Source organism: Staphylococcus sp. HMSC063F05 (genome assembly GCF_001837075.1).
Taxonomy (GTDB): Bacteria; Bacillota; Bacilli; order Staphylococcales; family Staphylococcaceae; genus Staphylococcus; species Staphylococcus epidermidis.
Map to the genome: position 1 here is coordinate 1 of NZ_KV831353.1, position 25,961 is coordinate 25,961.

Genomic DNA, 25,961 nt, shown 5'->3' on the forward strand with positions numbered 1-25,961 from the left:
CAGGTGTTGTCACTTCACGTACAATCTCTGCGAGTCAAGCTGCTTCATATAACTATATTCACTAATCACATATAAAACTTGTATAACATAGTCAAATACCTGAGACAATGATAATCAATGTCTCAGGTATTTTTTAAGCAGTATTTTATCAACTTATACAGTGTAGAACCATTTTTCTTTATATAAGATTAAAACAATACATCGACGCTCTATGATTATAGATATTAAAAAATTGAGATTAAAACGTATTAATAAACGCTTTAACCTCAATTACAACTTTAAACAAATTCAATTGTTGTGGTAGTTTTCTCAATAATTATGTCATCTCAAAAATAGTGTCAAAAGAATTCGTCGTGTACTGTCATGCATTTATTTCGCTACATAACAAATACATGATATGTACTTAAAGGATATTAACAAACTTGAAACGCCTTATGATACTATAGCTACAATTTATATCGTAAGTTAATGTTTCAACTATTATCTACATTCCACTTACAATAATATTTAAACTTATTTTCTACTTATTTTTTTAATTCCTATACCTGTAAAGCCATAAATTATTGCAATGAATGCACATAAGTAACATGGGATTGCCCATATAAAGAACTGATCAACTGAAACATTAAGTTGGTGTGCATAATATATACCAGATGTGCCCCATGGAATGAGTGGCAATACCATTGTACTTGAATCTTCAAGTGTACGAGATAACACTGACTTTGAGACATTCATCTTTTCGAACATATCTTTCATAAGTACGCCTACCATAATAATAACTATTGAAGCAACTCCAGCTGCAAATACTAGCATAATACTACAAACTACAGTTATTAATATTAGTGTTCCAACTGACTTTACGCCTTTAGCTATTGTCTCTAAAATTACGTCTAAACAACCTGCCTTTTCAACAATACCAGCAAAAGCATAACCACAAAATATAGTTACAATGATTTGAGTCATACTCATCATACCACCCTGCTCAATCAACGTCTTAGCATTATCTGAAATATGAGACTGGTGTAGCATTGTATGATTAAATCCATCAAAAGAAGCTTTAAAACCATCTTTCATATTAAATTGATGATCGAATGTTCCAATAACTAAAGCACTGATACTAGAGATAAGCATTGACGGTACTGTAGAGATTCTAAATATTAAACATAAAACTATGATAATAAGTGGGATCCATACCCAAAAATTCAAGTTATAAATTGTTGTTAATTCTTTTAATAGATTTTGAATTTGTTGTGTATTTGCGTCTCCCTTATATTGTAATCCAACAATAAACCATATAGCCAATCCTATTATAGAAGCAGGGATTGTTGTCCACATCATCGATTTAATGTGAGCAAAAATATTAACTTTAGTTACAAGAGCTGCCAAATTTGTAGTATCAGATAATGGAGACATTTTATCACCAAAAACCGCCCCTGCAATAATGGCACCAGCAGCCATACCTGCTGGCACACCTAATTGATTAGCAATTGATATGAGTGCAATGCCTGCTGTAGATGCCGATCCCCAAGCCGTTCCTGTAGCGATTGAAGTCATTGCACTGATTATAAATGCAGATACTAATAAATAACTTGGGTTTAAAAATTTAAGTCCATAGTAAATTAACGCTGGAACTGTTCCAGAATACATCCAACTTCCTACAATGATTCCAACAGCTAAAATAATAAAGATAGCTGGCATCGCCGTGCTCAATCGATGAGTAATCCCCTCTTCTAAATCCTTCCATTTTAATCCCACTCTATGTGCAATCAATGCTGCATAAGCTGAAGAAATTAATAATAATATTTGTATCGGGACATTAAAGAAAACAAAACCAATTACTACAACGACAACCATAACTAAAATAGTAGAAATAGATTCTAAAAAAGTAGGATATCTATACTTTTGAGTCATACTTTTGCTCCCTTCAGTATGATTTGAAACAAAACCTCTTTTCTTAAATTTTAATTGCTAAAAATTACTCTAATCCTAATTTATCTAAGCCTAATTCCTCGATAGTGAGGCCCTCTTCAAAGAAATCGCGTTCAAGAATAGTTGAAGCTATCATAATAACAGCATCGATATTAGGTGTCGGGACATCAATGACACGTCCTAAACTAGACCATAATACTAATCCATATGCGATATCTTCAGTTAAATAACGGTTTTCAACGTGATTCGGTCCTGGAATTTGAGAAAACACAGGACTAGTATTAAAAAGACGATTTAACGGTTCATCCTCGTCTTTCCGTTCTAAATAACCCCTTTGAATACGTGATTCTTTGGCAGTCGATAATTCAAAACCTAATTTTCTCCCTAAATTTAAACGTTCTATCTCAATAGCATGTAATAATCTCACAGTATGTTTTGTTATGCCTTCTTTATATAAAGAAAACTCTTCTGAATAATCAATACGTCCAACGTTCAATAATGTTGGTCCAGGATGTACTTCTGGGTTACCATTTTCAAGATTAGTTTTAAGTAAACTTTCTTCTTTTACAAGATAATCGTAAATTTTAGATACCTTTTCATAACTTTCATTTAACTCACTACGATCAAATGTTGAAAAGAACACCCGACGAACATTTAAAGATAAATCTACTTTAGCATTGTTAAAGTCAACACGTGTACCATATGTTAATGTATTTGCTTCTGCAAAGTGTGGATGGACATCAATATGACGATCTTCTAATACATTCATAAATCGTATTGAACCCATTGAAGCAGCAATGTTAAAGAAAATGAGATGGTCGTTCGTCACAAATTTTGACATCACTTTAGCATAATATTCAATGAATGATGAAGGAATAATTACCTGAACAATGTCTGCACCATCTAAAACATACTCCATATCATCACTAATATCAGTAAACTCTATAAACTTCTCTTCTCCCTCATTATTAAAATCAAAGCCACCTTTTTCTAGGGCGACATCAAATTTACTAATAGATTCGTTACGACAATATAATCGTACATCATGACCTTTATCTACCATATCCACTGCAGCAGTTACTGCACCATTACCTGAACCTACAATAGCTATTTTCATTTTTTTACCTCTTTTCACTAAATTTTTATGCTTATACTACAATAAATCACTAATATATTTTGTATTCTTGCCATAAAAAAGGAGTGGTTCTCAATTCAAACATAATCTGATTGAACGATGTGCCTCTCCACATGTATGTAATGATTAAAATATTTACTAGATCTGCATTATAATATAAAATTTTACCATTTACATTACTATTATATATAACGCTTAAAATTTTATTAATAACAACAGTACTATATAACCAAATTATCTATATTTCAAACTACTTCGTCAATCGATATAAAAATTAAATTTAACATTTAATTAATAATTAATTATTGATACAATTATAGTTGCATTAAGTGATTTTTTTTACAAATGGAGGTAAAACCTATTATGGATAAACACACGAATTACAATGAATTAAAATCTAAGAATGTGTCTGATCAAACTTCATCAGATAATTTATCGAATGACAGTACAGTACACCACCAATCAACTATTCAAAATGAGGAAAGTCAAGATAATCGTTTAATGGCAATGTTAATTTATTTATTAAGTTTATTTACTGGTATCATTGGTCCTTTGATTATTTGGTTACTCAAGCGTAAAGAGTCCCGACTTATTGATGTATCTGGGAAAACGTATCTGAACTATTTTATTTCTTATACTATCTATTCAACAGTAGGCGTGATATGTATGTTTATGATTGTTCCTTTAATGAATATAAGTGAAAGTTTAGCCATCTTATTATTAATTTTGCTGCTGGTGGTAGTCTTCATCTTATTGGCATTGTTAATAATGTCATTTGTGTGTACAATTATTGCTTGCGTAAAATATATGTCTGGCAAAACTTACACTATCCCACTCACGATACCTTTTATAAAATAAGTTACATTATTACAGAATCATTGTAATAAAACACTTGAACTTATTTACATTATGACCCTCCAAATCTTGATTTGAAGCACATTAACAATATAAATTGAGTTCGTAATCTTGGTTATCTTTTATTACATAGATAATCAAGTTTTTTTATTTTGTTTACGAATAAGTAACAATCCCCATATTTTCAATTAAATCTGTTAAAGTATTCAGTGTTGTTAAGAACAACTACATGCACACACATAAATGAGTAAACATGTTAATAATTTTCAAATCAATTTGCAGTACATCTAATAAATATTACAATTTTTGGAGGCGTTAAATATTATGAAAAAAATCAAAACAATCTCGACATTGGTAGCTGGACTTGGTATAGCATTTCTAGGTCACACAACACATGCAGATGCGGCTGAAAATAACAATCAACAACAAAGTACATATAACTATAGTACAACTGAAGTATCATTTTCTAATTCAGGAAATTTATATACTTCTGGCCAATGTACTTGGTATGTTTATGATAAAACTGGTGGAAAAATCGGATCAACATGGGGGAATGCAAATAGCTGGGCAACTGCAGCTCAAGCAGCAGGATTCACTGTAAATAATACACCTGAAGAAGGTGCAATTATGCAATCATCTGAAGGTGCTTTCGGACATGTTGCTTTCGTTGAAAGTGTCAATAATGATGGTTCTATTACTGTATCAGAAATGAACTATGATGGTGGTCCATTCGCTATAAGCACACGAACAATCTCTGCCAGTGAAGCAAGTTCATATAATTACATCCACCTGAATTAATCAGTATTCAAATTATTAAAATTACTCCAATCTATTCTTGTGTAAGAATAGATTGGATTTTTTATTTAATAGTAATGTTTGTGAGAAGCCATTGCCTCGAAGTTACGAATTTGAGAAAATGGTTCTATTACTTTAATAGGAGGAATAAAAGAATGCAATGGCTTAAAGTTATATTAGCCGGTTTTATTGAAATCATCTGGGTCACTGGACTTGATCAAGCGCACTCATTGTTTACATGGATATTTACCCTCTTTTTTATTGCTTTAAGCTTTTTTCTAGTCATTGATGCTTCGAAGCACTTACCAGTTGGTACGGTATATGCATTTTTTGTCGGAATCGGTGCTGTTGGTACAGTGTTAGTTGATATGATTTTCTTCAACCAACCATTTACTTTCACTAAAATCTTTTTAATAATGACCCTTATTTTAGGAATAATAGGATTAAAACTGACAACTGATGCAACGAAAGAAGGGAGATAAAAAGTATGGCTTGGTTATTTCTAATGATAGCCGGAAGTTTTGAAATTTTGGGCGTTGTTCTATTAAATGAACTATCACGTACAAAGAATAAAATTTATGTCATTTTTTTAGGATTAGCATTTATATTAAGTTTTAGTACATTAAAATTTGCAATGGTATCTATTCCTATGGGTACTGCATACGCTATATGGACAGGAATTGGTACAGCTGGTGGTACATTAATTGGAATGATTTTTTATAGAGAATCTACACGTTTAAGTAGAATTTTATGTATTTTATTAATCATCATTTCAGTTGTTGGATTACGTTTAATAAGTTATTAATATCAATCATTAAGGTTTAATGATTGTTTGCGCTTTCTTGTTTTACTATACTATTCATAAAAGAAGGAGTGATGGTTATGACAAAAGTTTATATTGCAGGCACAATACCTGAAGTGGGACTTAACTTATTGAAAGAACATTTTGAGGTAGACATGTATGATGGCGAGGGGCTTATTGATAAAGAAACCTTAAAAAAAGGGGTAGAACATGCAGATGCATTAATTAGTTTACTATCAACTTCTGTTGATAAAGATATTATTGATAGTGCTAATAACCTTAAAATTATAGCGAATTATGGTGCAGGTTTTAATAATATTGATGTCGAATATGCAAGACAACAAAATATAGATGTTACAAATACACCACACGCTTCGACAAATGCTACTGCTGATTTAACAATCGGTTTAATTTTATCAGTAGCGCGTAGAATTGTAGAAGGAGATCATTTATCCAGAACAACAGGTTTTGATGGTTGGGCACCCTTATTCTTCCGAGGCAGAGAGGTATCAGGAAAAACTATTGGTATTATAGGCTTAGGTGAAATTGGAGGTGCAGTAGCTAAACGCGCACGCGCATTTGATATGGATGTTCTGTACACTGGTCCTCATCGTAAGGAAGAAAAAGAACGAGATATCGGTGCGAAATATGTAGATTTAGATACTTTACTTAAAAATGCAGATTTTATTACAATCAATGCGGCATATAATCCATCACTGCATCATATGATTGATACTGAACAATTTAATAAAATGAAATCTACTGCCTATTTAATTAATGCAGGACGTGGTCCAATAGTAAATGAACAATCTTTAGTTGAAGCCCTTGATAATAAAGCTATTGAAGGTGCTGCATTGGATGTATATGAATTTGAGCCAGAAATCACTGATGCATTAAAATCATTTAAAAACGTTGTGCTTACACCTCACATTGGTAATGCAACATTTGAAGCTAGAGATATGATGGCTAAAATTGTTGCGAATGATACAATAAAAAAATTAAATGGTGATGAACCTCAGTTTATTGTCAATTAACTGGTGCATTCAACAACATAAACACAAAAAGAGCTATGAAGATATTGAGTTGAGTCTCTATCTTCATAGCTCTTTATTTATTAAAATTACTGCATTTTTAATATTTAACTTTATCATTTAACAATGTATGTCATCATATATTACTTTTCTTTGGATTTGTATAAAAATTTTGTTTGAGCTGATGCCAAAGCATTTGGTATTAATTTCATCGCGGTATTTCTAAGTTTAACAGTTAATTTATGATGCTTTTGAGCCATTTTACCTATCTTTTTCGAACGCCTAATCACTTTTGTGGTATGTTTAACTCTAAGTTTATCATAACGCTCAATCGCTTTATTAAAATCATATTTTTCTAAACAATTCACTAATACAATTGCATCTTCCATAGCTTGACTAGCACCTTGTCCCATATTAGGCGTAGTGGCATGCGCAGCATCGCCCATTAAAATAGTACGTCCATAAACGAATGTCTTCAGTGGTTTTAAATCATATATGTCATGAAGTAATATACCTGTTTCACTTTGTCTTTCTAACACATTTCTCACTTCATTTGGAAAGTGATTAAAATATGCTTGAAGATGGGGTTTTCCAAAAGATTGATATTTTGGATCTCCTTCTTTAGCATGAACAGTAATAAACCAATAAGCACGTTGATTAATTAATGGGACTATACCTACTCGTCCTTTAACACCCCAATATTCATTCGCAACATGTTGGTCATTAAATTGTACATCTTCAACCATGCCTCTAAAACATGTGTAACCATTGTAACGAATTTTAGTTCGTGCACCTACAGACTCTCTTACTACAGAATGTAACCCATCAGCACCAATACACAAATCAAACGATTCACTTTCCTGTTTGGTAAAATGTAGGGTAACCTTACAACTCGTTTGTTCAATTTTAGTAACTTTAAATCCTGTGTGAATAGATGATTCTTCGACATATGACTGTATGATCTCAATTAAAGTTTGTCTAGATAATGCGACATTTAGGGAATGAGACTTCAATTTAGCGCTCATTAATGGGGTGCCTTGCTCATCATAAATATTCATTGCGGTAAGATTTTGACCAGCATTTTTAATGCCTTTAGCAAGGTCATGATGCCCTAATTTTTTTAAAACATTATCTCCTATCCCAATACCAGCGCTTAATTCGTTTATAGAAGTATTTTTTTCAAACACTTTAACTTGATGACCTTGTTCTTCTAATAACGCAGCAGCAGTTAAACCACCTATACCTGCGCCTACTATTGCTATTTTCATGTTTTACACCTCAAATTTATCATTCTTTATTATTTTAGCATACACACACATGTTGAAAAGCAAACCCTTCTATTTTAATTGTCAATAAATACAATTCTCTAATTAAAAATAATGAATATATATCTAATCTTTCTATTGTTAATGCTTACTTTAAATTTTCACTCTATTGTAAAAGAAATATTTAAAAATTCAAAAGGGGTATATGCTTACGAATATTCTTTTAAACCTAAAAAACCTGAGACATCTTTTATTGTCCCAAGTTTTTTATCATATAGCTAATCATTGACAAAGTTAAAACTACTCTGTTTGAAGCTATTCATATATAAATTGCCAAAATAGAATGAAACACTTAGTTGATTGCTAACTCATTCTCTAATTTTATTTATTTGTAATATTTTTTTCTTATATGATCTTTTTTTATTCCATATTTATCATAGTATTTCTCCATTAAATCAGCTATATTATTGGCCCACTGAATATCACTAGCATATTGATGTTGGCCTGGATTTTGTGGGTTCCACCGCATTTGATATAAGCTCAATTGATTATTTTTAAAGTAATGGTATCTCACAAACCACGCGCCACCCATTATCGCTTTTTCAGGAGTGGTCCACTTCTTCTGTTTAGCAAAACTCTTACCAGTCTTTACAGCATCTTCATCAAAAGCACCAATACCAAAAAAGTTATAATAGTGATGGTTACCTTCTTTAATTCCTTTTGATAAATCTGATTGACCATTTCCTGTCTCAACTAGTGCATGACTGATGAGATATAGGATATTCACTTCATATTTATCTTGGGCTTTAATAAACGTTGATCCCTTATTTTCTAAAATACCTTTTCCTTTTAAGATATGGTTAACTTCCTTCTCTGACATAGGTACTTTTTCTGATATATCCATGTACTTCAAATCATTATCACTATGTTTTATTTGCATAGCTTTCTCTATATCTTGTTTGGAAGCATATATAAACTTACCATTAACTTCTTTAGTATGGATATTTCCCTCACTTGTTTGAAGAGACACCGCTTCTTTAAATGTATGTTTAACATCATTTTTAAAAAGGTTTGTATCAAATATAAGAAAAAGTATTGCTAAAATGACGAGTATGCTAATTATGAACAATGTCGTCATTCGAAGCCGAGTATTCTTTAACATTTCAACTAACTCCTAAAAATTTTAAGATAATACAAAATAGGCTATTACGATAGCAATCATCACTATAAAGAACGAGACATTAATTGCAATTTTCATACCTGTACGGTGTCTGAACATAACATTAAAAATGACGAGACTAATTGTTAATGATACAACAAAAAATGCAATAGCTAACATGAGCTTTAGCATAATTAAACAGATGATTCCAATAACTAATAGTACATTAGATGTGATTGCTAGAGCTTTTAATACTTTAGGATTGATATGCGTCACTCCTTCTATGATATTTAATAACATTACTAATCATACATGATTAGAAGAATAAATGTCGACTCATAATACGTTAAAAAGTTTTTATATCAAATGTACTAGAAATTTAAGTGATAGATGTTAGTTTAAAAATATATTAAACCGTACTAGATTTAGTTATTACGAGACATTCCTCTAAGCAGATTTAACATATATCATACTACGATTGATATCATCATCACGTAAAAATCCAACAAGAATGTTAATTGTTGTTTTGTCACCAGGTTTGGTTAGATTTGTAGAATGTATCCACTGTTTAAACGTGATAATAATTCACTTAAGTTTTCAACATCTAATTCTTCTAGCAAAAAGACAAGTTGTGCGATATTTGTTAAAACGTCTGAATATATATATCTTTATTTCAAGCCATTAGCATTGAATATCATAACCTTTTGTTTAATAGACATTGAATTACATATTAGCTCAGTTTATTTAAGTATTAGTTAAAAGAAAATGATATATAATGCAATATAATCCTTAAAAATTTAGCAAAAATGTTTAAAACTAAAATAAGAGAATATTTAACTCAGCCATCTTTAATTTGCAAAAAACCTAGAACATTTCGTTCTAGGTTTTTAACTCAAGCATTACACTATATGTGATTTTAAAAATTTTTCTTTTTTATAAATTTAAATTATCTCTTAGTAATTGTGTATTTTCATTTTTAGATGCATCACTTGGTATGAAATAGTACAAACCGTCATTTTGTATACCACCTTCACCCTCTAACTGATGTCGATTAACTTGGTCATTAGCATCTTTATACTTAGTTCTAATTGTATTAAGATCACCTAATTTTAAATCTGTTTTAACATTTTTCTGAATTTGATTCATTAATGTATTAAAATGAGTGATTGAAGAAGCGCTTGTCAACTTATCTGCCATCGCTTCTAAGATAAGTTGCTGACGCTCTTGTCTACCAAAATCGCCTCCTGCCCCATCTTCTTTACGACTTCTAATAAAGTCCATGGCAGCATCACCATCTACGTGTGTTTTTTCACCTTTAACAAAGTGATTAGCCCCCATTGTAAATGTACTATTACTTACGACATCAACGCCACCTAATGTATCAATCATGTCATGTAGTCCATCCATGTCAATCGTAGCGTAATGGTCAATTGGAACATTCATTAATTTTTCAATTGTTTTAACAGCCATGTTACGACCGCCATAAGCGTATGCATGGTTAATCTTTTCTTCAGTACCTCGACCTGCTATTTCTGCTTTGGTATCACGTGGAATACTTACTAGCTCAGTTTTCTTTTCTTTCGGATTAATGGAAAGTACCATGATTGTATCACTTCGTTCCCCACCGCCTTGTTGCTTTCGCTTTTCATCAGAATCTACGCCAAAAAGTGCAATAGTAAATGGATCACCATTTTTTAAATTTACTTTTCCAGAACGTAATTCAGAATGATTTCTATTTAACGGATTATGTATTTTGTCTCCTGTAATAAATATTTTTGCACTAACATAAATAACTGCAATGATTGCTAATAGAAATAAAATTCCCACTACCCATAGTAGTATTTTCATCGGCAGGCTCATTTTTCTTTTATCTGATCTTTGCATCCCTACCACTCCTATTCAATAATTTTGTTGTTTTATGATACATAGGTCATTATATTATAAATAAATTTATTTGGTATACATCTATAGACCTATTCATTAATTATTTTAAATTTTCTTTAAGAAATCGTATAGTTTAAATGTATAAAATCTCTATAGAGCTAATTTGATATAATTTATAAAAATATACATTAACCACGCTCGATATGATGACTACTCTTTGAATAGCCTCCGCCTTCATTTAAGATACGTATCATATCATCGTAACAACCAGGATTACTAATAATAAATGGGCCCGCCTTACTAAAATCAAGAGGTTCACCATTTATTTGTGTCATAATCAAACCTAGTTCTCTTGCAAAAAGAAATTGTGCTGAAATATCCCATGGCTTAGGATTCGTATTAATGTGTGCCCCAAACTGACCTTTTATCACTCGAATAGAATCAAGACCACAAGACCCAATACTTCTAAAATCAAAGGCTGATTGAAATAAAGATTGAACCGTCTCTTCTTTTAACACTTGTGGTTTAAATGAAATAATTGCCTCTCTTAAACCAATTCTTTTTGGCATTGTCATTAATTGATTGTTTTCGTAGGCTCCTATACCAGCAATTGCTCTATATAATCTTTGATGTGGATAATCATAAATATATGAAAGTTTAGGTTCCCCATCAATAAAATATCCTATTATGATACAGTAATCTTCTTGTTGTTTCACTAAATTACTTGTTCCATCTATAGGATCCATAATCCAGAGGTGACCCTCGTAAGGTGTTATATCTGAGTTATCTTTCTCTTCAGCTAGTAATTGATGTGTAGGATAATGTTCCTGAAGAAAGTTTTGAAAATGATTCTGAATTTGTTTATCAACATTAGTAACTAAATCAAACCTATCTTTTTTTGTTGATGTTTCCATTTTCTCAACCAAACGTGGAATGATATCGTCTAAACCACGTATCCATTGACATATGTATTCATCTAATTTTTTTAAATAAAGTTCTGTCATAATTTCACCTTCATTTCATTGTTTCAAAGACTATCGTGCTTTCATTTAAAATCATTATAGTTATATGTAAAATCTATTGTAAATCATAGTGTTATAAAATGAGAATTTGTATCAATAAAAATTAAAAAATCGGCTAGTCAATAACTAGCCGACAAATAGAAAGGAAAGTAAGTAATAAATATTGAAGATGTTTTGATGTAACTTGAACGATTATACAGCTATCTAATATGTAGCTCTACCCCTTTGTCTAATCGCTCCCCCTGTTACAAATATTATAGTATCATATTGCCTTTATTTTTGTAAGCGTTTTCTAAAATTTTTTTGTATAATTTTACACTATCGCAGAGTTGAAACAATCAAAATGTCATCATTGTCGCTTATATGTTATAATAATTGTAATATGTAATGTTTATGGAGGTGACTTTCATTGAATAAATTAGAACGTCAAAATCGAATTATTCAAACTATTCAAAGTTCTGACAAAATTACTGCATCCCAGCTTGCAAAACAATTTAACGTATCTAAGAGAACTATTTTACGTGATATTGATGAATTAGAAGATCAAGGGGTAAAAGTATATGCTCGTCATGGCAAATTAGGCGGTTATCAAATCAAAGATGCACATGCTAAAATCACCTTATCGTTAACTGAACAGCAACTTTCGGCATTATTTTTAACACTAAATGAAAGTCAGTCCAATTCCACTTTACCTTATCAAAATGAAATTCGAGCAATAATCAAGCAATGTTTAAATTTACCTCAAACACGATTACGTAAATTGCTAAAAAAAATGGATTATTATATTAAATTTGAAGATTCTAATCATGTCACACTACCTCAATTATTTTCTGATATTTTAATTTATTGCACGGAGCGTAATGTGATGTTAGTAGATTTAAATGAAAATAATCAAATTCAAGCTGAAAATGTGATTTTTATAGGCTTAATATGCAAAAATGCTGTTTGGCATGCTGTTGTATTTGAAATCGGTAGAGGTTACACTCGTGAATTATCTATCCTGGATATTCAAGATATCTCATATTCTTTTGAAAAAACGATACAAACCCAAGATATCTCAATTGAAAATTATCGACAGTTTTTAGCGCCTTCTGAATGATAAAAATAAAGCCTGGGATAGCCGAATGGCCCCAGGCATTTTAACACACTAGTAGCTGTCTATAGAGTTATTAATGTACACTTCTATTTTTAAACTTTCATTTTCGTCCCAGTGACAAAACTATACCTCTCTTTAGTAATTTCCCGTTATAACTACTGCTCGGAAATATATTTTTAAATCATTTACTGAATACAACTATAATTGTCCAAATGAATGATATGAAATTATTTAACATATGTAAGCTAATTGATGAAGCTAAGTTTCTATTCGATTTTAAGTAAACATATACTAATGCTATTGCCAGTATTAAATATGCTCCAAATTCAAATGGGGACTTAGCATCACTCACATGTATATATGTAAAAGACAATGCTGATATAACCCCCATCACAATAAAGTTAAACTTTTTACCTAGTTCACCTATTAACAAATGTCTAAATACCAATTCTTCAACAATAGGTCCTACAATTACAATAAGTACAAATGCAAAAGGAATAAATATACCACTTTTAAATAATTCATTGAGTTCAAGTTCATTTTGCGTTTCACTATATTGCAAATATTTAGGTAATAGTTCAATTAATTTGTAATAAACATTAGAAATAATAAAAGATGCACACATGACGATAATTATAAACAACCAATGCTTTTTCAAATAATCAAAACCACTCTTAACTCTATCTACAAATGAATTGATATGTAAAAAATAAAAAGCTAATATCACTAAAATATATGACATAAATTGTCCTAGAGTTCCAATCATAGTAAGTTGTAATTCATTAATACTTTGAAAAGCTATAGCAGCAATTGTTAAACCTATAAAGCTAAATATAAATATACATAGAAAGCCTATCGCAATTAAACTGAAATCACGCCATACTATATCTTTAAACCTATAACTTTGCCTTTTTTTATCTTTTTTCATCATTGTATCCTTTCCACTCACCAATAATTATTCAATCATATGGGAGGCTTTATGAATTATTTAGAAATTTCACTACATATTGAACAACAACTTGTTAAATTACTCTCTCTGAGTGAAAATGCGAAATACTATGCACTCATACATCATAACAAATTTGAATCTTTTATAGATGATTTCAACCTTACTGTAAATCAAGAGATGAAATGGGCAATGTCTCATCAATTGTTGTTGAATTCTAATGATACGCTTGTATCGTACTGCCAATTGATTCGAAGGTTAAACGATTCTCCACTTTTAACTTTAAACCAAGGACATATAATTTATTACATTAATACACAACAAACACTCATTCACCGACAGTTACTCAAACATAAACAAGCTCTTTAGTATATTCAAATGTTTCTATACTACTATACTATTAATTATATATTAACGTTAAAAATAATTATAAATATCAATCTCTTATAATTAAAACATTAAATTATTTATTCTATTTACTAAATTGTAAACTTGTTGCAATAAGGTTATAATTAGCCATGATTAGGTATCAAGAAGGAGTGTTTAAAATGCTTGGTTTCTCAGTCTATCTAGGACAGAATTTAGATCGAGATTATATTTTAAATATGGCTGACTTAGGCTATGATGTAGTTTTTACTTCACTACAGATACCTGAGGAAGACAAGAAAAATCAAATGGCTTATTTGGGAGACTTATGCCAACTATTATCAGCCTATCAAATCACTTATATTATCGATGTAACCCCTTCATTACTTAATCAAACTATTTACAGTTATTTGAACCAATTACCTCATGGGGATTTTTATATTCGTATAGATAATCAATTAAATATTGACCTTATCAAAGACATTATCAGTCACGGCTTCAAATGCTGTCTTAATGCTAGTACATTAACTGATAGCATGTTAGCGCACATATATTGTACTGATTTTAATAATCAACTTTTATACTGTCATAATTATTATCCTAGACCTGATACTGGTTTATCTATCTCATTTATTGAAGAAAAAAATCAACTCATAAGAAAATACGATGCGCATGCAAAAATTTGTGCTTTTATACCTGGCACGCAGAAGAGAGGCCCCTTATTCAAAGGTCTTCCTACAGTTGAAAAACATCGTTTTGAACACCCTCTTATTGCTGCACAAGACCTTCAATTAACGGGTATATCTGACATTATAATTAGTGATACGCTATTATCACACATTTATGCGGAACAATTATCTAATATGTGGCTATATCGACACTTTATTTTACACTTAGATCAACTAGACTCCTCATTTACATCACAAGTTTTAAAGATACACACATCAAGATTAGATTCACCTGAACATGTAATTCGATCTCAATATTCTCGTACAGATAATCAACAGACTGTCCCAATGATAGGATCGGCACATAGAGATCAAGGAGATATCACAATTGATAATCACTTGAATGGTCGTTATGAAGGAGAAATTCAAGTTATAAAAGCTCCTATGCCAGGTCATTCCCACATCAATTGTATTGGTCATGTTTGTGATAAAGATGTTCCATTGTTATCACTGATTCAACCTGGAGATACTTTTAAATTTGTATATACGAAGGAGAATAACAAATGAATCATTTAACTACTGAAACGAGAAATATACAAACGATGCATCTGGATGAAATGAATCTAAGTGATGCATTAAAAACTATGAATCAAGAAGATCAATTAGTACCTAAAGCGATAGAACCTGTTATTCCTAATTTAACAAAAGTGATAGAGAGTGCAATTCAACGCTTTAATAATGGAGGACGAATTATTTATATTGGTGCAGGTACAAGTGGAAGACTTGGCGTACTAGATGCAGCAGAATGTGTTCCAACTTTTAACGTTTCACCAAATGATATTATTGGAATCATCGCTGGTGGACAAAAAGCTATGACGGTAGCTATTGAAGGTGCAGAAGATGATGCTGAACAAGGTGCACAGGATTTAAAGAACATCCATCTTCAATCCAAAGATATTGTTGTGGGTATTTCTGCTAGTGGACGTACACCATATGTAAAAGGTGCACTAGTTTATGCAAATAAAATGAATGCAGAAACAGTCGCACTCTCTTGTAACGTTCACAGTGATATAAGTAAAAATTCAAATCACGTATTAGAAATCAATGTGGGACCTGAAGTATTAACAGGCTCTACGAGATTAAAATCAGGTACTGCTCAAAAATTAGTTTTAAATATGATTTCTACAATGACAATGATTGGCGTGGGTAAAGTTTATGATAATTTAATGGTTGATTTACGACCTACAAATCAAAAGTTAATCCATCGTTCTATTCGCATAATTCAAGATGTGTGTGATTTAAATCATCAAGAGGCTATAGAATTATATGAAAAATCAGACCACAATATCAAAATAGCTATCGTAATGCACTTATGTTCCACAACTCAACAAGATGCAAGACTTCGTTTAAAACAAAATAATGGAGTGATTAAGCAAGCTATCAACACTTAAGGAGGAGATTCCATGAGTAAAGAAGAACGTCTTGCCAAAGACATTACCCACGCATTAGGCGGTTCTCAAAACATAAGCAATATCATCCATTGTATGACTCGAGTTCGTATTAAAGTACACAATGATGCAAAAGTTAATTATGATGAATTAAAATCAATCAATGGCGTATTAGGCGTTGTTGAAGATGAAAGAATTCAAGTTGTTGTTGGACCGGGGATTGTTAATAAAGTTGCTAAACTTATGGCTGACCAGTCAGGAGCAACTCTAGCTGAAGAGACGACTGAAAATCAAAGTTATAAATCACAGGCAGAAAAACGTGCGTATGAACATAAAAAACAATTCCAAAGTCAACGAAAACAAAGTAAATGGAATAAAGTGTTAAAATCTATTGCTAATATCTTTATACCTTTAATACCAGCATTTATAGGTGCAGGATTAATCGGTGGGATTGCAGCAATACTTAGTAACTTGCTTACAGCAGGTTCCATTTCAGGTCAATGGATTCAACAAATTGTTACTGTCTTAAATGTTATTAAAGATGGTATGTTATTTTACTTAGCTATTTTCACTGGTATTAACTCAGCGAAAGTATTCGGTGCTACACCAGGTTTAGGTGGAGTAATCGGTGGTACTACATTACTAACCGGTATCACGGATGAAAATCCAATTAAAAATATTTTCACTGGAGAACATCTAGCTGCTGGACAAGGTGGTATTATTGGTGTTATCTTCGCAGTTTGGTTATTAAGCATGGTTGAGAAACGACTACATAAAATAATACCTAACTCTATTGATATCATCGTAACGCCCACAATAACCTTACTACTTATTGGTTTGTTAACTATATTTATAATCATGCCACTAGCTGGCTTTGTCTCCGATGGTCTTGTTTATGTAATTAACTGGATTATTGGAGTAGGAGGCATTTTCAGTGGATTCATTATAGGAGCATTCTTTTTACCTTTAGTCATGCTAGGATTACATCATATCTTCACCCCAATCCATATCGAATTAATCAATCAAACTGGCTCCACTTACTTGTTACCTATTGCCGCTATGGCTGGTGCTGGACAAGTCGGTGCGGCGATTGCATTGTGGGTGAGATGCGGTAAAAATAAAGAATTACGTAATACGCTCAAAGGTGCCCTTCCTGTAGGGTTCTTAGGTATAGGTGAACCTTTAATTTATGGTGTAACACTTCCATTAGGTCGCCCTTTCTTCACTGCGTGTATAGGTGGCGGTGTTGGTGGTGCTGTCATTGGTGGTATCGGTCATATTGGGGCGACAGCTGTAGGACCAAGTGGTATTTCATTATTACCATTGATTGCTAATAATATGTATCTCGGTTACATCGTAGGTTTACTAGCTGCTTATGCGGGTGGCTTTATCTTTACTTATTTCTTCGGCACAACTAAAGAAATGAGAAATCCTGAATAAATGGGTGATTTAATTGCCAAACATTTTGTATAAGATTGACAACCAGTATCCCTATTTCACTAAAAACGAGAAAAAAATTGCGCAATTTATTCTCAACTATCCTCATAAAGTTGTTAATATGACTTCTCAAGAAATTGCAAATCAATTAGAAACTAGTTCTACTTCTATCATACGTCTAAGTAAAAAGGTAACACCCGGTGGCTTTAATGAACTTAAAACACGTTTGTCTAAATTTTTACCTAAAGAAGTCACACAATATAATGTTGAGTTAGTTGATAACGAAAGTACAATTTCACTTAAAAACAAATTGCATTCTCGCTCTAAGGCAGCGTTAAGTAATGCTAATGAAACCATTAACGCTGCTATCATCGATGAAATTTGTGATCTAATTAAAAATTCTGAAACCATATTTATTTACGGCTATGGTGCCTCATTTGTTGTAGCAACAGATTTATATCAAAAATTATCTCGCATCGGTCTAAATATTCAACTAGTGCATGAAACTCATATTTTCACCACTATGTTAGCAACACGTAACTCTAATGATTGTGTTATATTTATATCTAACAATGGTACTCAAAGTGAAATGCAATCTATTGCTAAAGTCATTGCAGACTATCACATTCCCATTGCGACTATTTCAAGCACTTCTGATAATCCAGTTGCAAAGCAATCTAATATTGTTTTAACCTATGGACAAACCGATGAAAATGAGATGCGTATGGGAGCCACAACTTCGTTATTTGCACAAATGTTTACTATTGATATATTGTACTATCGATATATTGCGCTAAATTATCAATCATCTTTAGATTTTATTACTCAATCAAAAATTGCATTAGATAATTACCGTAAACATCTCTCGAATATAGATTTTAAACATTAAAATAATAAAAAGCGATTCTTTATACTTATCCTAGAAAAGATAATGTATGAAAGAATCGCTTTAATTTATACTAACTCTTAAAAATTACTGATTTTAACAATCAATCTTCATTTCATCTTTTATTATATTTGTCGTTCCTTTTTGTGATATCTAATAAGATAATAAAGTGTCATAGCTGTTAAAAACACGATACCAATAACAACCGATACTACAGTTTCTTTGTTAAGTAACATACCGACTAATACTAGGAGTAAAAACATGATAGTTAAATAATTGGCAATTGCCCCTCCCGGCATTTTAAAAGGATGATTGTGAACCTTTTCAGGATGTAACCTTCTAAATCTTAGATGACTAAATAAAATCATAAACCAAGGTATCATTCCCGGTAAAATAGAGGCACTATATACATATACAAAGATACTATCAGCTCCATCAATAATTAATGGAAGTATAACATTTAATAAAGCACCAATTAATATTCCCATAGATACTGCAAATACAGTGTAGAAAGGTACGCCATTTTTCATTACTTTAGTAAATACTTTAGGCATTTGTCCTTTTTTTGCCAAAGTATAAATCATTCGACTTGCACTAAAAATACCTGAATTACAACCAGACAATGCTGCTGTTAAGACTACAAAGTTTATTAAACCAGCAGCAAACGTAATGCCCACTTTAGCAAACGTTGCAACAAAAGGACTACCAATACTACCTAATTGGTTCCAAGGATATACTGATACAATGACAAAAATTGCACCAATATAGAAAATTAAAATTCTCCATATCACTCCGTTGACTGCCTTTACAATATTTGTTTGAGGATTTTTGGTTTCACCTGCTGAGATGCCAATCAATTCAACACCTTGGTATGATCCAATCACAATAGATAAAGCAAAGAAAAATCCAATGAATCCATTTGGCATAAATCCACCATGTGACCATAAGTTAGAAATCCCTATTGGATTCCCTCCATTGCCTATACCAAATAAAATTAATCCTAATCCTGCAATAATCATTAATACAATAGTTACAACTTTAATTAAGGCAAACCAAAATTCAAACTCTCCAAACGCTTTTACTGAAACTAGGTTAGCAGCCATCAAAAAGAGAACTGCTATCACTCCTGGTATCCAATTAGGAAGGCTTGGGAACCAGTAGTTCATATATTCTCCTACTGCAATCACTTCACTCATGCCGACGACAACCCATTGAAATACATTGCTCCAAGCAGTCATGTAGCCAGCTGCTGGATGAATATAGTCACTAGCAAACGTCGCAAAAGAACCAGTGGTTGGATTAATATATATCATTTCACCCATGGCTCTCATGATTAAAAATAAAAAAATACCAGCAATTAAATATGCAAGAATAACTGATGGACCTGTCCACTTAATTGTGCTTGTTGCTCCCATAAAAAGACCAACACCAATTGTTCCACCAAGAGCAATCATCTGCATCTGACGTGCATTCAATCCCCTTTGCAACTCATTATTTTCCATAACTTGACCCCATCTCTAAATCTAGATTGAATTTTTGATAATCTTATTTCCGTAATTATACTACAAATTGACAAAATTGAAACAATATTTTTACAATTCTGTAAAAGCGCTTACCTATCCTGCTAAGATGTTTTCTTGCTTTTTGATAACACTCATATTAAAATCTTTTTGATAATAGAGATTATAGAGCAAACGAAATAGTTCAGTACACACTCTTATAGTTGATTTAAAATATTAACAGCTTACCACCTAGCTATATAACACAAAATGATTGTTAAAACTATATACAATGTCATTTCAAATTTAACTTAAATCACATTACCATTTTACCTATGTCTTTGCTCTTAATAATTATTTAAATATGATATACTTTTTTTAAATAGTAAAGGAGTGCTCATATGAATAAATCGCTTGTTATACGTGCAATCAAATTTTCTTTAATATTTATGACTGCATTTTTAATTCTTAATTTATTGACTATGAAAGAGGCTTCAATATCGTCTATTATTGTACGAACTGTCATTGCAGCTATTGTTTTCTTTGTCATTTATATCATTGTATTTACAATTTTAAGTTCGTCAGAACGTAAACTTATTTATGGTACAACTTTGCCTATTGCGCTTTTTATATGCCTTATATTCGGAGCAATTTTTTTCACTCCGCGTATAGGTATCATTGCCGGACTAATTATAGGTGTGTTTGCTGGTGTCATATGGGAGTTCTTAAATAGAAAAAATGGAGGTCGCTCATCTTGACTATTATTATCGGACTCATTGTAATTATTTTGTTAATCATTAGTTTACTTCCAAATTATAAAGCAATGGTATTAGCTAAGCAGCAAGGCCAAAAACCTACACGATATACTATTATGGTAGGCATTGATTTATTATTAATTATACTTATTATAGTAACATTAGTATTAAAATTGATTATGTAAGTTCAACAAAATTACTGTTTAATAGACAGTAAAAAAGTCTGGGACATTATGATTTATGTCCCAGACTTTTTTAGTAAGTGCGCTCGATGATTGATTTAAACATATACCTCAATCTATCATGATTTTCAAATCTCGTTATTAGTGAACAACTAAGATATTTATACGAATTTTGAGTCCCTCATTTAATATTTATATTCAAACTAGTATAAATCATTAATATTAATTTTAGATTTCTTTTCTATAATATAAATAACAAACTTATTTTAGTTAAGTTAACTTTACCATTGTTCTAAATCAACTCAGACTGTAAATAGCCTTATAATTTGCCTTGAAGAAACAAAAAATAGCAAATCGTGGCGAGAATAAGGTACACAAGAGAACCAATAATAAACGATCGAAATTGAACATGTAAAGGTGTACGTTTATTAAATATCGGTCCCAATATAAGATTACCCACTCCTATAATTACTGGACCTGCTATGAAAAATAGGATAATATAGCCCATTTTTGAATACCTCCAATTTATTCTTTAAATAAAGAATTCTTTATATCTTCAAATTCCATATCCTGTCCAACACATTGAACTGTCGAAAAATCTTGATCCTTCGTTATTATATTCGTATTAACGACAACATCTAATCCTGCTAGCATCGCTGCAGTAGCACCATTGACAGAATCTTCAATTGCTAAGCAGGTTGTAGGATTATAATTAAGCTCTTGTACGGCTTTTAAATAAATTTCCGGATTAGGTTGAACACTATCGACATTTTCACGACCAACAACAACATCAATATATGTATCTAGTCCTAATTGTTTAAATATAGGATATATATTCTTTTTATAACTACTTGTAGTAATCGCCATTGGGATATGACGTTTTTTTAAATATTGCATCAATTGAATGATTGTAGAATTTACCGGCAATTCAACACTTGTTTGATAATATTGATCATAAATTTTTTCTTTATTTTTGAAACCAATAGCATCTTCTAAATATGTATGTAATTCAGTAGCTTCACCGCCAATAAATTGTTTATAGAATTCTAAAGAAATCGGCGCTACTTGATGGATTTTTAAATGTGTATTTATTAAATCGAACAAATGCTTTTCGGTATCAATGACAGTACCATCAAAATCAAACACTACAGCTTTATACATATTGTCATCTCCTTTCAATATTTATTATTTTTCATACTAACATAATTTGATTTAAGCTTGCTTCTAAATAACTAAGCATCAAATAATATAAAATCTGATTCTTAACTATGCAATGAATAAAACTTTTCTTTCAATGATTACTCATTCGAAATAAGATAACTATAATCTTTCAACTTCAATCAAAAGTCTTAGTGATTCTAAAAAAAAAGAGTGGTACAATTTATTTAAACGAACAGCGTATAAAATATAAGCATTCATATCATTTTCATACATATATTGTTAACGATTGGAGGTCCCCATATGTTGATTGATAAATTTGAAACCTACATCATTAATGTTGCAGGTTTGAAATCTCGCTCAACGCGAAAAAAATTAATACATTTATGTAAAGAAATTACTTTTTGTGAATCTTTTCAGTATTCTATCATTAAGCAAAACAATGTGTTCGCATTGGAAGTTAGCCTCCCCAAGCTACAACTACCTTATCTGATAAGTTTCTTAAGTTTCCACAATTATGCTATTTATCAAATACTTTTACCCAACCGTGTAAATGAACTTCTTGATTCAGAACAACTTTACCAATCTATTAAACGCTTTGATTTAACGATCGATGGTTTACAAGATGCCTTCATTAAAGATAAAGTCATCGATATTATGAATATGTTTGCGAATCATCATAATGTGAATTATACATTAAATAATAATTGCGCGAGCGTCACATGTCCTCCTGAGATTTTCACAAAGCTGCTTCAAACTATTGCAACGCGTAATATTGATATCCTATCAGCAAGTTATAGAGCAAAAATGCTACATAAAGCACGCATTTCATGAATAGAAAGATAGAATATATGAGCAAGAATAACTTATTTACACATATAAATACAAAAACTCCCAAAATAATCTCTATTTGAATTATTTTGGGAGTTACTTTATATCTAAGATAGATCATCATTTACAATATTTTCAAATGCTTCTCTTACCTGAGGTACAGACATTCCAACGACGACTTGAACACTTTTGCCACTTTTTACTAAACCATGAGACATTTGATTATGTGTAAAATAGGCACTTTCTTGAACTTTACTTTCGTCTTTAACAGTTAAACGTAGACGTGTCGTACAATTTGTAACGTCTTTAATATTTTCTTTTCCTCCAAGACCTTCTAGGTAGTACATCGCCTTTTCTTCATATTCACTATTAGGTGAATGATTGCGAGTTGAATCTCCTTTTTTATCTTTATAATCTTGTTTGGAAAATAATTTAACTTCTTCTTCACCTTTCTTACGTCCTGGTAATGGAATATCAAATTTTAAAATTAAATATTTAAATAAGAAGTAGTAAATTGCAACAAAGATTAAACCAATTACTACTTGAAAGACATATGTCATCCAATGTGCTTTTCCTAATGGTATCCAGTTAGTTGCAATAAAATCTAGTACACCGCCACCCATATTACCTACAACACCAAATCCATACATCAGTGTATCCATAGTTGCTGCTAGTAGTGCATGTAATACGAATAAAAATGGCGCAATAAATAAGAATGTAAATTCAAGTGGTTCTGTAATACCAGCTACTACTGCCGTAAGTGTTGCTGGTATTAATAATGCAGCAACTTTTTTACGATTTTCTTTTGGTGTAGTTGCATACATTGCCAATGCTATACCTAGACAACCAAAAACCTTTCCATTTCCTTGCAACATAAATCCATATGGGAATTGTTCTTTAAGTGGTTTATTACTTTCGGCAAACTGGTTTAAGTGTTGAAGCCATTCTGCTTTCAAACCATGATTAACAACTACTGGACCTACTTCGATTGGTGCATAGATAAAATGATGCAATCCTGTAGGTATTAGTACACGCTCTAAGAAATGATATAACCAAACACCTATATAACCTGATGCAACAATAAAATATTGAATTGAAGCAATACCGTGTTGAATCGTTGGCCAAACAACACAAGTGATTGCTGCCACTGGTAGCATGACAAAGAAAGAGATTGTTACAACGAATGTTAATCCTTGAAATACACCTAACATTTCAGGTAAACGCTTACTGTAATATCTATTATGTATCCACGTTATTATTCCTGAGATAATGATTGCACCTAAAATATTGGTATCTAACGTTTCAATACCTGCAATCGATTTTAATCCTGTTGTGTTTTCTACACCTTTTTTTAAATTAGCGCCAAAAGTATGTGGCCATTGAGTTAAAATTGCATTGATAAAAGTATTAAACATTAAATATCCCATTAGAGCTGCTAAAGCTGCATGTCCTGGTGCTTTTTTAGCAAGAGATAATGGTAAGCCAACTACAAAGACAATTTCCATATGTGTAAATATTACCCAACCACCTGATTCAATAACAGACCAAAATTTAAACCAAAATGTTTGCTGATCAGCTAATCCTCCCATAATGGTTGGATTTTTAAATAATGTAGCGAATCCCAAAACAATACCGAAAAAAGCAAACATTAAAACAGGTACTATCATTGCACTACCAAATCGTTTAATTGCATTCATTTTTGAATACCTCCCACTTCCCTTAATTATGATAACTAATATATGTTTATCTTTATTGCTCTTTATTTAATAAGTTATTACCAATATATAGTAAACGCTTACATAATGACAATGACGTTGACGCACTTTGAAACATTTTTGTATAATTAGATTATATTTTCATATAAAGAAAATATTTTCAGTGATGAGGTGTTAAGATGATTTTAGATGAACGTGTAAACTCTAATTTCGATCAATTAAATGATAATGATATACAAATTGCACATTATGTTAATACACATATAGATGTTTGCAAAAATATGAAAATACAAGATTTAGCCTCACAGACACATGCTTCAAATGCTACGATTCATCGCTTCACTCGTAAACTAGGTTTTGATGGTTATAGTGACTTTAAATCCTTTTTAAAATTTGAAGATAGTAAGAATCATCAACTTCCTTCTGATTCTATGGAGCAATTTAAACAAGAAATTGAAAATACATTCAACTATTTAGAACGTATTGATTATCGTTTATTAACTCACAAAATGCATCATGCTACAATAATATACTTATATGGTACTGGACGTGCACAGATGAATGTCGCTGAAGAAGCACAACGTATACTGTTGACTATGCATAAAAATATTATATTGTTACATGATGTTCATGAACTAAAGATGGTGTTAAACAAGACAATTCCAGAAGATTTGTTTTTCATCATTTCACTTTCTGGCGAAACACATCAACTTAAAGAAGTCACACAATTGCTTCAACTGAGACAAAAATATTTTATTTCCGTAACAACAATGAAAGACAATACATTGGCACAACAAGCTGATTACAATGTCTATGTTTCAAGCAATACCTTCTATTTAAACGATGGTACTGATTATTCCAGTTTTATTAGCTATCACATTTTCTTTGAAACACTACTAAGAAAATATAACGAATATAAAGAGAATCATGAATTAACATAGGAAAGTGAGTCATCATATCATTGAATTCAATTCTAACTCTATTTATAAATACTATTTGTCAGGTTCATTTTCAACTTAGACACTGACAATTAAATTATTAAAAAAAGGCTGGGACAAAAAGTTCCAAGATAAGTAAATAAAGACAATTTCTATTGA

Annotated in this window: 27 protein-coding genes; 15 read left to right on the plus strand and 12 right to left on the minus strand. The window is 31.3% G+C overall.

The annotated features are described in order from the left end of the window. Window positions 1-513: 513 nt before the first annotated feature. Both nhaC and HMPREF2576_RS08155 read right to left on the minus strand, forming a co-directional pair. The gene (gene nhaC / locus HMPREF2576_RS08150) at window positions 514-1,911 is read right to left on the minus strand and encodes a Na+/H+ antiporter NhaC (protein ID WP_001832636.1); all 1,398 of its coding nucleotides are present in this window, start codon (window positions 1,909-1,911) and stop codon (window positions 514-516) included. Window positions 1,912-1,975: 64 nt separating this feature from the next. Further along, on the minus strand, window positions 1,976-3,046 hold the full coding sequence (locus tag HMPREF2576_RS08155; protein WP_001830031.1) for an NAD/NADP-dependent octopine/nopaline dehydrogenase family protein: 1,071 nt from the start codon (window positions 3,044-3,046) through the stop codon (window positions 1,976-1,978). Window positions 3,047-3,427: 381 nt separating this feature from the next. Here HMPREF2576_RS08155 and HMPREF2576_RS08160 point away from each other — a divergent pair, with 381 nt between their 5' ends. The 5 genes from HMPREF2576_RS08160 to HMPREF2576_RS08180 all read left to right on the plus strand — a co-directional run bounded on the left by HMPREF2576_RS08160 (window position 3,428) and on the right by HMPREF2576_RS08180 (window position 6,550). Next, window positions 3,428-3,922, plus strand: a complete 495-nt coding sequence (locus HMPREF2576_RS08160) for a DUF4870 domain-containing protein (protein WP_001830040.1) — start codon at window positions 3,428-3,430, stop codon at window positions 3,920-3,922. Between the two features lie 321 nt (window positions 3,923-4,243). Continuing rightward, window positions 4,244-4,717, plus strand: coding sequence for a CHAP domain-containing protein (locus HMPREF2576_RS08165; protein WP_001830036.1), 474 nt, complete (start codon window positions 4,244-4,246; stop codon window positions 4,715-4,717). 152 nt (window positions 4,718-4,869) lie between these two features. Next, on the plus strand, window positions 4,870-5,196 hold the full coding sequence (locus tag HMPREF2576_RS08170) for a DMT family transporter (protein WP_001830041.1): 327 nt from the start codon (window positions 4,870-4,872) through the stop codon (window positions 5,194-5,196). Between the two features lie 5 nt (window positions 5,197-5,201). Beyond that, the gene (locus HMPREF2576_RS08175; protein WP_001830046.1) at window positions 5,202-5,519 is read left to right on the plus strand and encodes a DMT family transporter; all 318 of its coding nucleotides are present in this window, start codon (window positions 5,202-5,204) and stop codon (window positions 5,517-5,519) included. A gap of 77 nt (window positions 5,520-5,596) precedes the next feature. Beyond that, window positions 5,597-6,550 (plus strand): 2-hydroxyacid dehydrogenase family protein, encoded by a 954-nt coding sequence (locus tag HMPREF2576_RS08180; protein ID WP_070856533.1) that lies wholly within the window; start codon window positions 5,597-5,599, stop codon window positions 6,548-6,550. 140 nt (window positions 6,551-6,690) lie between these two features. Here the strand turns inward: HMPREF2576_RS08180 and HMPREF2576_RS08185 are convergent, their stop codons facing one another. The 5 genes from HMPREF2576_RS08185 to HMPREF2576_RS08205 form a co-directional block, all read right to left on the minus strand. Then, a complete protein-coding gene (locus HMPREF2576_RS08185) occupies window positions 6,691-7,815 on the minus strand; it encodes an FAD-dependent monooxygenase (protein WP_002438467.1) in 1,125 nt (374 codons plus the stop codon). A 382-nt stretch (window positions 7,816-8,197) separates the two neighbouring features. Beyond that, complete coding sequence (locus HMPREF2576_RS08190; RefSeq protein ID WP_001832638.1) at window positions 8,198-8,974, minus strand: N-acetylglucosaminidase; 777 nt, start codon at window positions 8,972-8,974, stop codon at window positions 8,198-8,200. A gap of 21 nt (window positions 8,975-8,995) precedes the next feature. Next, complete coding sequence (locus HMPREF2576_RS08195; protein WP_001830049.1) at window positions 8,996-9,271, minus strand: hypothetical protein; 276 nt, start codon at window positions 9,269-9,271, stop codon at window positions 8,996-8,998. A 633-nt stretch (window positions 9,272-9,904) separates the two neighbouring features. Beyond that, window positions 9,905-10,855: an LCP family glycopolymer transferase gene (locus tag HMPREF2576_RS08200; RefSeq protein WP_070856535.1), complete on the minus strand. Its 951-nt coding sequence runs from the start codon at window positions 10,853-10,855 to the stop codon at window positions 9,905-9,907. 188 nt (window positions 10,856-11,043) lie between these two features. Then, window positions 11,044-11,859, minus strand: coding sequence for an inositol monophosphatase family protein (locus tag HMPREF2576_RS08205; protein WP_001830034.1), 816 nt, complete (start codon window positions 11,857-11,859; stop codon window positions 11,044-11,046). 427 nt (window positions 11,860-12,286) lie between these two features. Here HMPREF2576_RS08205 and HMPREF2576_RS08210 point away from each other — a divergent pair, with 427 nt between their 5' ends. Then, window positions 12,287-12,976 (plus strand): helix-turn-helix transcriptional regulator, encoded by a 690-nt coding sequence (locus HMPREF2576_RS08210; protein WP_001830039.1) that lies wholly within the window; start codon window positions 12,287-12,289, stop codon window positions 12,974-12,976. 178 nt (window positions 12,977-13,154) lie between these two features. On the opposite strand, the gene HMPREF2576_RS08215 is transcribed toward HMPREF2576_RS08210, so the two are convergent. Then, window positions 13,155-13,901 carry a CPBP family intramembrane glutamic endopeptidase gene (locus HMPREF2576_RS08215; RefSeq protein WP_070856537.1) on the minus strand — a complete coding sequence of 249 codons (747 nt, stop codon included), beginning with the start codon at window positions 13,899-13,901 and terminating at the stop codon, window positions 13,155-13,157. Window positions 13,902-13,952: 51 nt separating this feature from the next. On the opposite strand from HMPREF2576_RS08215, the gene HMPREF2576_RS08220 reads away from it, so the two are divergent. The 5 genes from HMPREF2576_RS08220 to HMPREF2576_RS08240 all read left to right on the plus strand — a co-directional run bounded on the left by HMPREF2576_RS08220 (window position 13,953) and on the right by HMPREF2576_RS08240 (window position 18,727). After that, window positions 13,953-14,288, plus strand: a complete 336-nt coding sequence (locus HMPREF2576_RS08220; RefSeq protein WP_002469322.1) for a hypothetical protein — start codon at window positions 13,953-13,955, stop codon at window positions 14,286-14,288. Between the two features lie 179 nt (window positions 14,289-14,467). After that, window positions 14,468-15,520, plus strand: a complete 1,053-nt coding sequence (locus tag HMPREF2576_RS08225; RefSeq protein WP_002468185.1) for a MupG family TIM beta-alpha barrel fold protein — start codon at window positions 14,468-14,470, stop codon at window positions 15,518-15,520. Beyond that, window positions 15,517-16,404, plus strand: coding sequence for an N-acetylmuramic acid 6-phosphate etherase (gene murQ, locus HMPREF2576_RS08230; RefSeq protein ID WP_002456966.1), 888 nt, complete (start codon window positions 15,517-15,519; stop codon window positions 16,402-16,404). Before HMPREF2576_RS08225 ends, murQ begins: the two co-directional genes overlap by 4 nt. Window positions 16,405-16,416: 12 nt before the next feature. After that, a complete protein-coding gene (locus tag HMPREF2576_RS08235; protein ID WP_001830059.1) occupies window positions 16,417-17,841 on the plus strand; it encodes a PTS transporter subunit EIIC in 1,425 nt (474 codons plus the stop codon). Window positions 17,842-17,854: 13 nt separating this feature from the next. Beyond that, window positions 17,855-18,727 (plus strand): MurR/RpiR family transcriptional regulator, encoded by an 873-nt coding sequence (locus HMPREF2576_RS08240; RefSeq protein WP_001830051.1) that lies wholly within the window; start codon window positions 17,855-17,857, stop codon window positions 18,725-18,727. A gap of 122 nt (window positions 18,728-18,849) precedes the next feature. On the opposite strand, the gene HMPREF2576_RS08245 is transcribed toward HMPREF2576_RS08240, so the two are convergent. After that, a complete protein-coding gene (locus tag HMPREF2576_RS08245) occupies window positions 18,850-20,226 on the minus strand; it encodes an amino acid permease (protein ID WP_070856540.1) in 1,377 nt (458 codons plus the stop codon). A gap of 398 nt (window positions 20,227-20,624) precedes the next feature. On the opposite strand from HMPREF2576_RS08245, the gene HMPREF2576_RS08250 reads away from it, so the two are divergent. Both HMPREF2576_RS08250 and HMPREF2576_RS08255 read left to right on the plus strand, forming a co-directional pair. Next, window positions 20,625-20,981 carry a hypothetical protein gene (locus HMPREF2576_RS08250; RefSeq protein WP_070856542.1) on the plus strand — a complete coding sequence of 119 codons (357 nt, stop codon included), beginning with the start codon at window positions 20,625-20,627 and terminating at the stop codon, window positions 20,979-20,981. Then, a complete protein-coding gene (locus HMPREF2576_RS08255; protein ID WP_001830056.1) occupies window positions 20,978-21,163 on the plus strand; it encodes a hypothetical protein in 186 nt (61 codons plus the stop codon). The genes HMPREF2576_RS08250 and HMPREF2576_RS08255 overlap by 4 nt, the downstream gene beginning before the upstream one ends. Window positions 21,164-21,479: 316 nt before the next feature. Here HMPREF2576_RS08255 and HMPREF2576_RS08260 read toward each other — a convergent pair whose 3' ends face one another. Continuing rightward, the gene (locus tag HMPREF2576_RS08260; protein WP_002438441.1) at window positions 21,480-21,668 is read right to left on the minus strand and encodes a hypothetical protein; all 189 of its coding nucleotides are present in this window, start codon (window positions 21,666-21,668) and stop codon (window positions 21,480-21,482) included. A 17-nt stretch (window positions 21,669-21,685) separates the two neighbouring features. Beyond that, window positions 21,686-22,321 carry an HAD-IA family hydrolase gene (locus HMPREF2576_RS08265; protein WP_002469500.1) on the minus strand — a complete coding sequence of 212 codons (636 nt, stop codon included), beginning with the start codon at window positions 22,319-22,321 and terminating at the stop codon, window positions 21,686-21,688. Between the two features lie 300 nt (window positions 22,322-22,621). On the opposite strand from HMPREF2576_RS08265, the gene HMPREF2576_RS08270 reads away from it, so the two are divergent. Next, window positions 22,622-23,152, plus strand: a complete 531-nt coding sequence (locus HMPREF2576_RS08270) for a hypothetical protein (RefSeq protein ID WP_070856544.1) — start codon at window positions 22,622-22,624, stop codon at window positions 23,150-23,152. Window positions 23,153-23,256: 104 nt separating this feature from the next. Here HMPREF2576_RS08270 and HMPREF2576_RS08275 read toward each other — a convergent pair whose 3' ends face one another. After that, window positions 23,257-24,846, minus strand: a complete 1,590-nt coding sequence (locus HMPREF2576_RS08275; RefSeq protein WP_002456961.1) for an alpha-glucoside-specific PTS transporter subunit IIBC — start codon at window positions 24,844-24,846, stop codon at window positions 23,257-23,259. 197 nt (window positions 24,847-25,043) lie between these two features. Between HMPREF2576_RS08275 and HMPREF2576_RS08280 the strand changes: the two genes are divergently transcribed. Beyond that, window positions 25,044-25,805 (plus strand): MurR/RpiR family transcriptional regulator, encoded by a 762-nt coding sequence (locus HMPREF2576_RS08280; RefSeq protein ID WP_070856546.1) that lies wholly within the window; start codon window positions 25,044-25,046, stop codon window positions 25,803-25,805. Window positions 25,806-25,961: the final 156 nt, after the last annotated feature.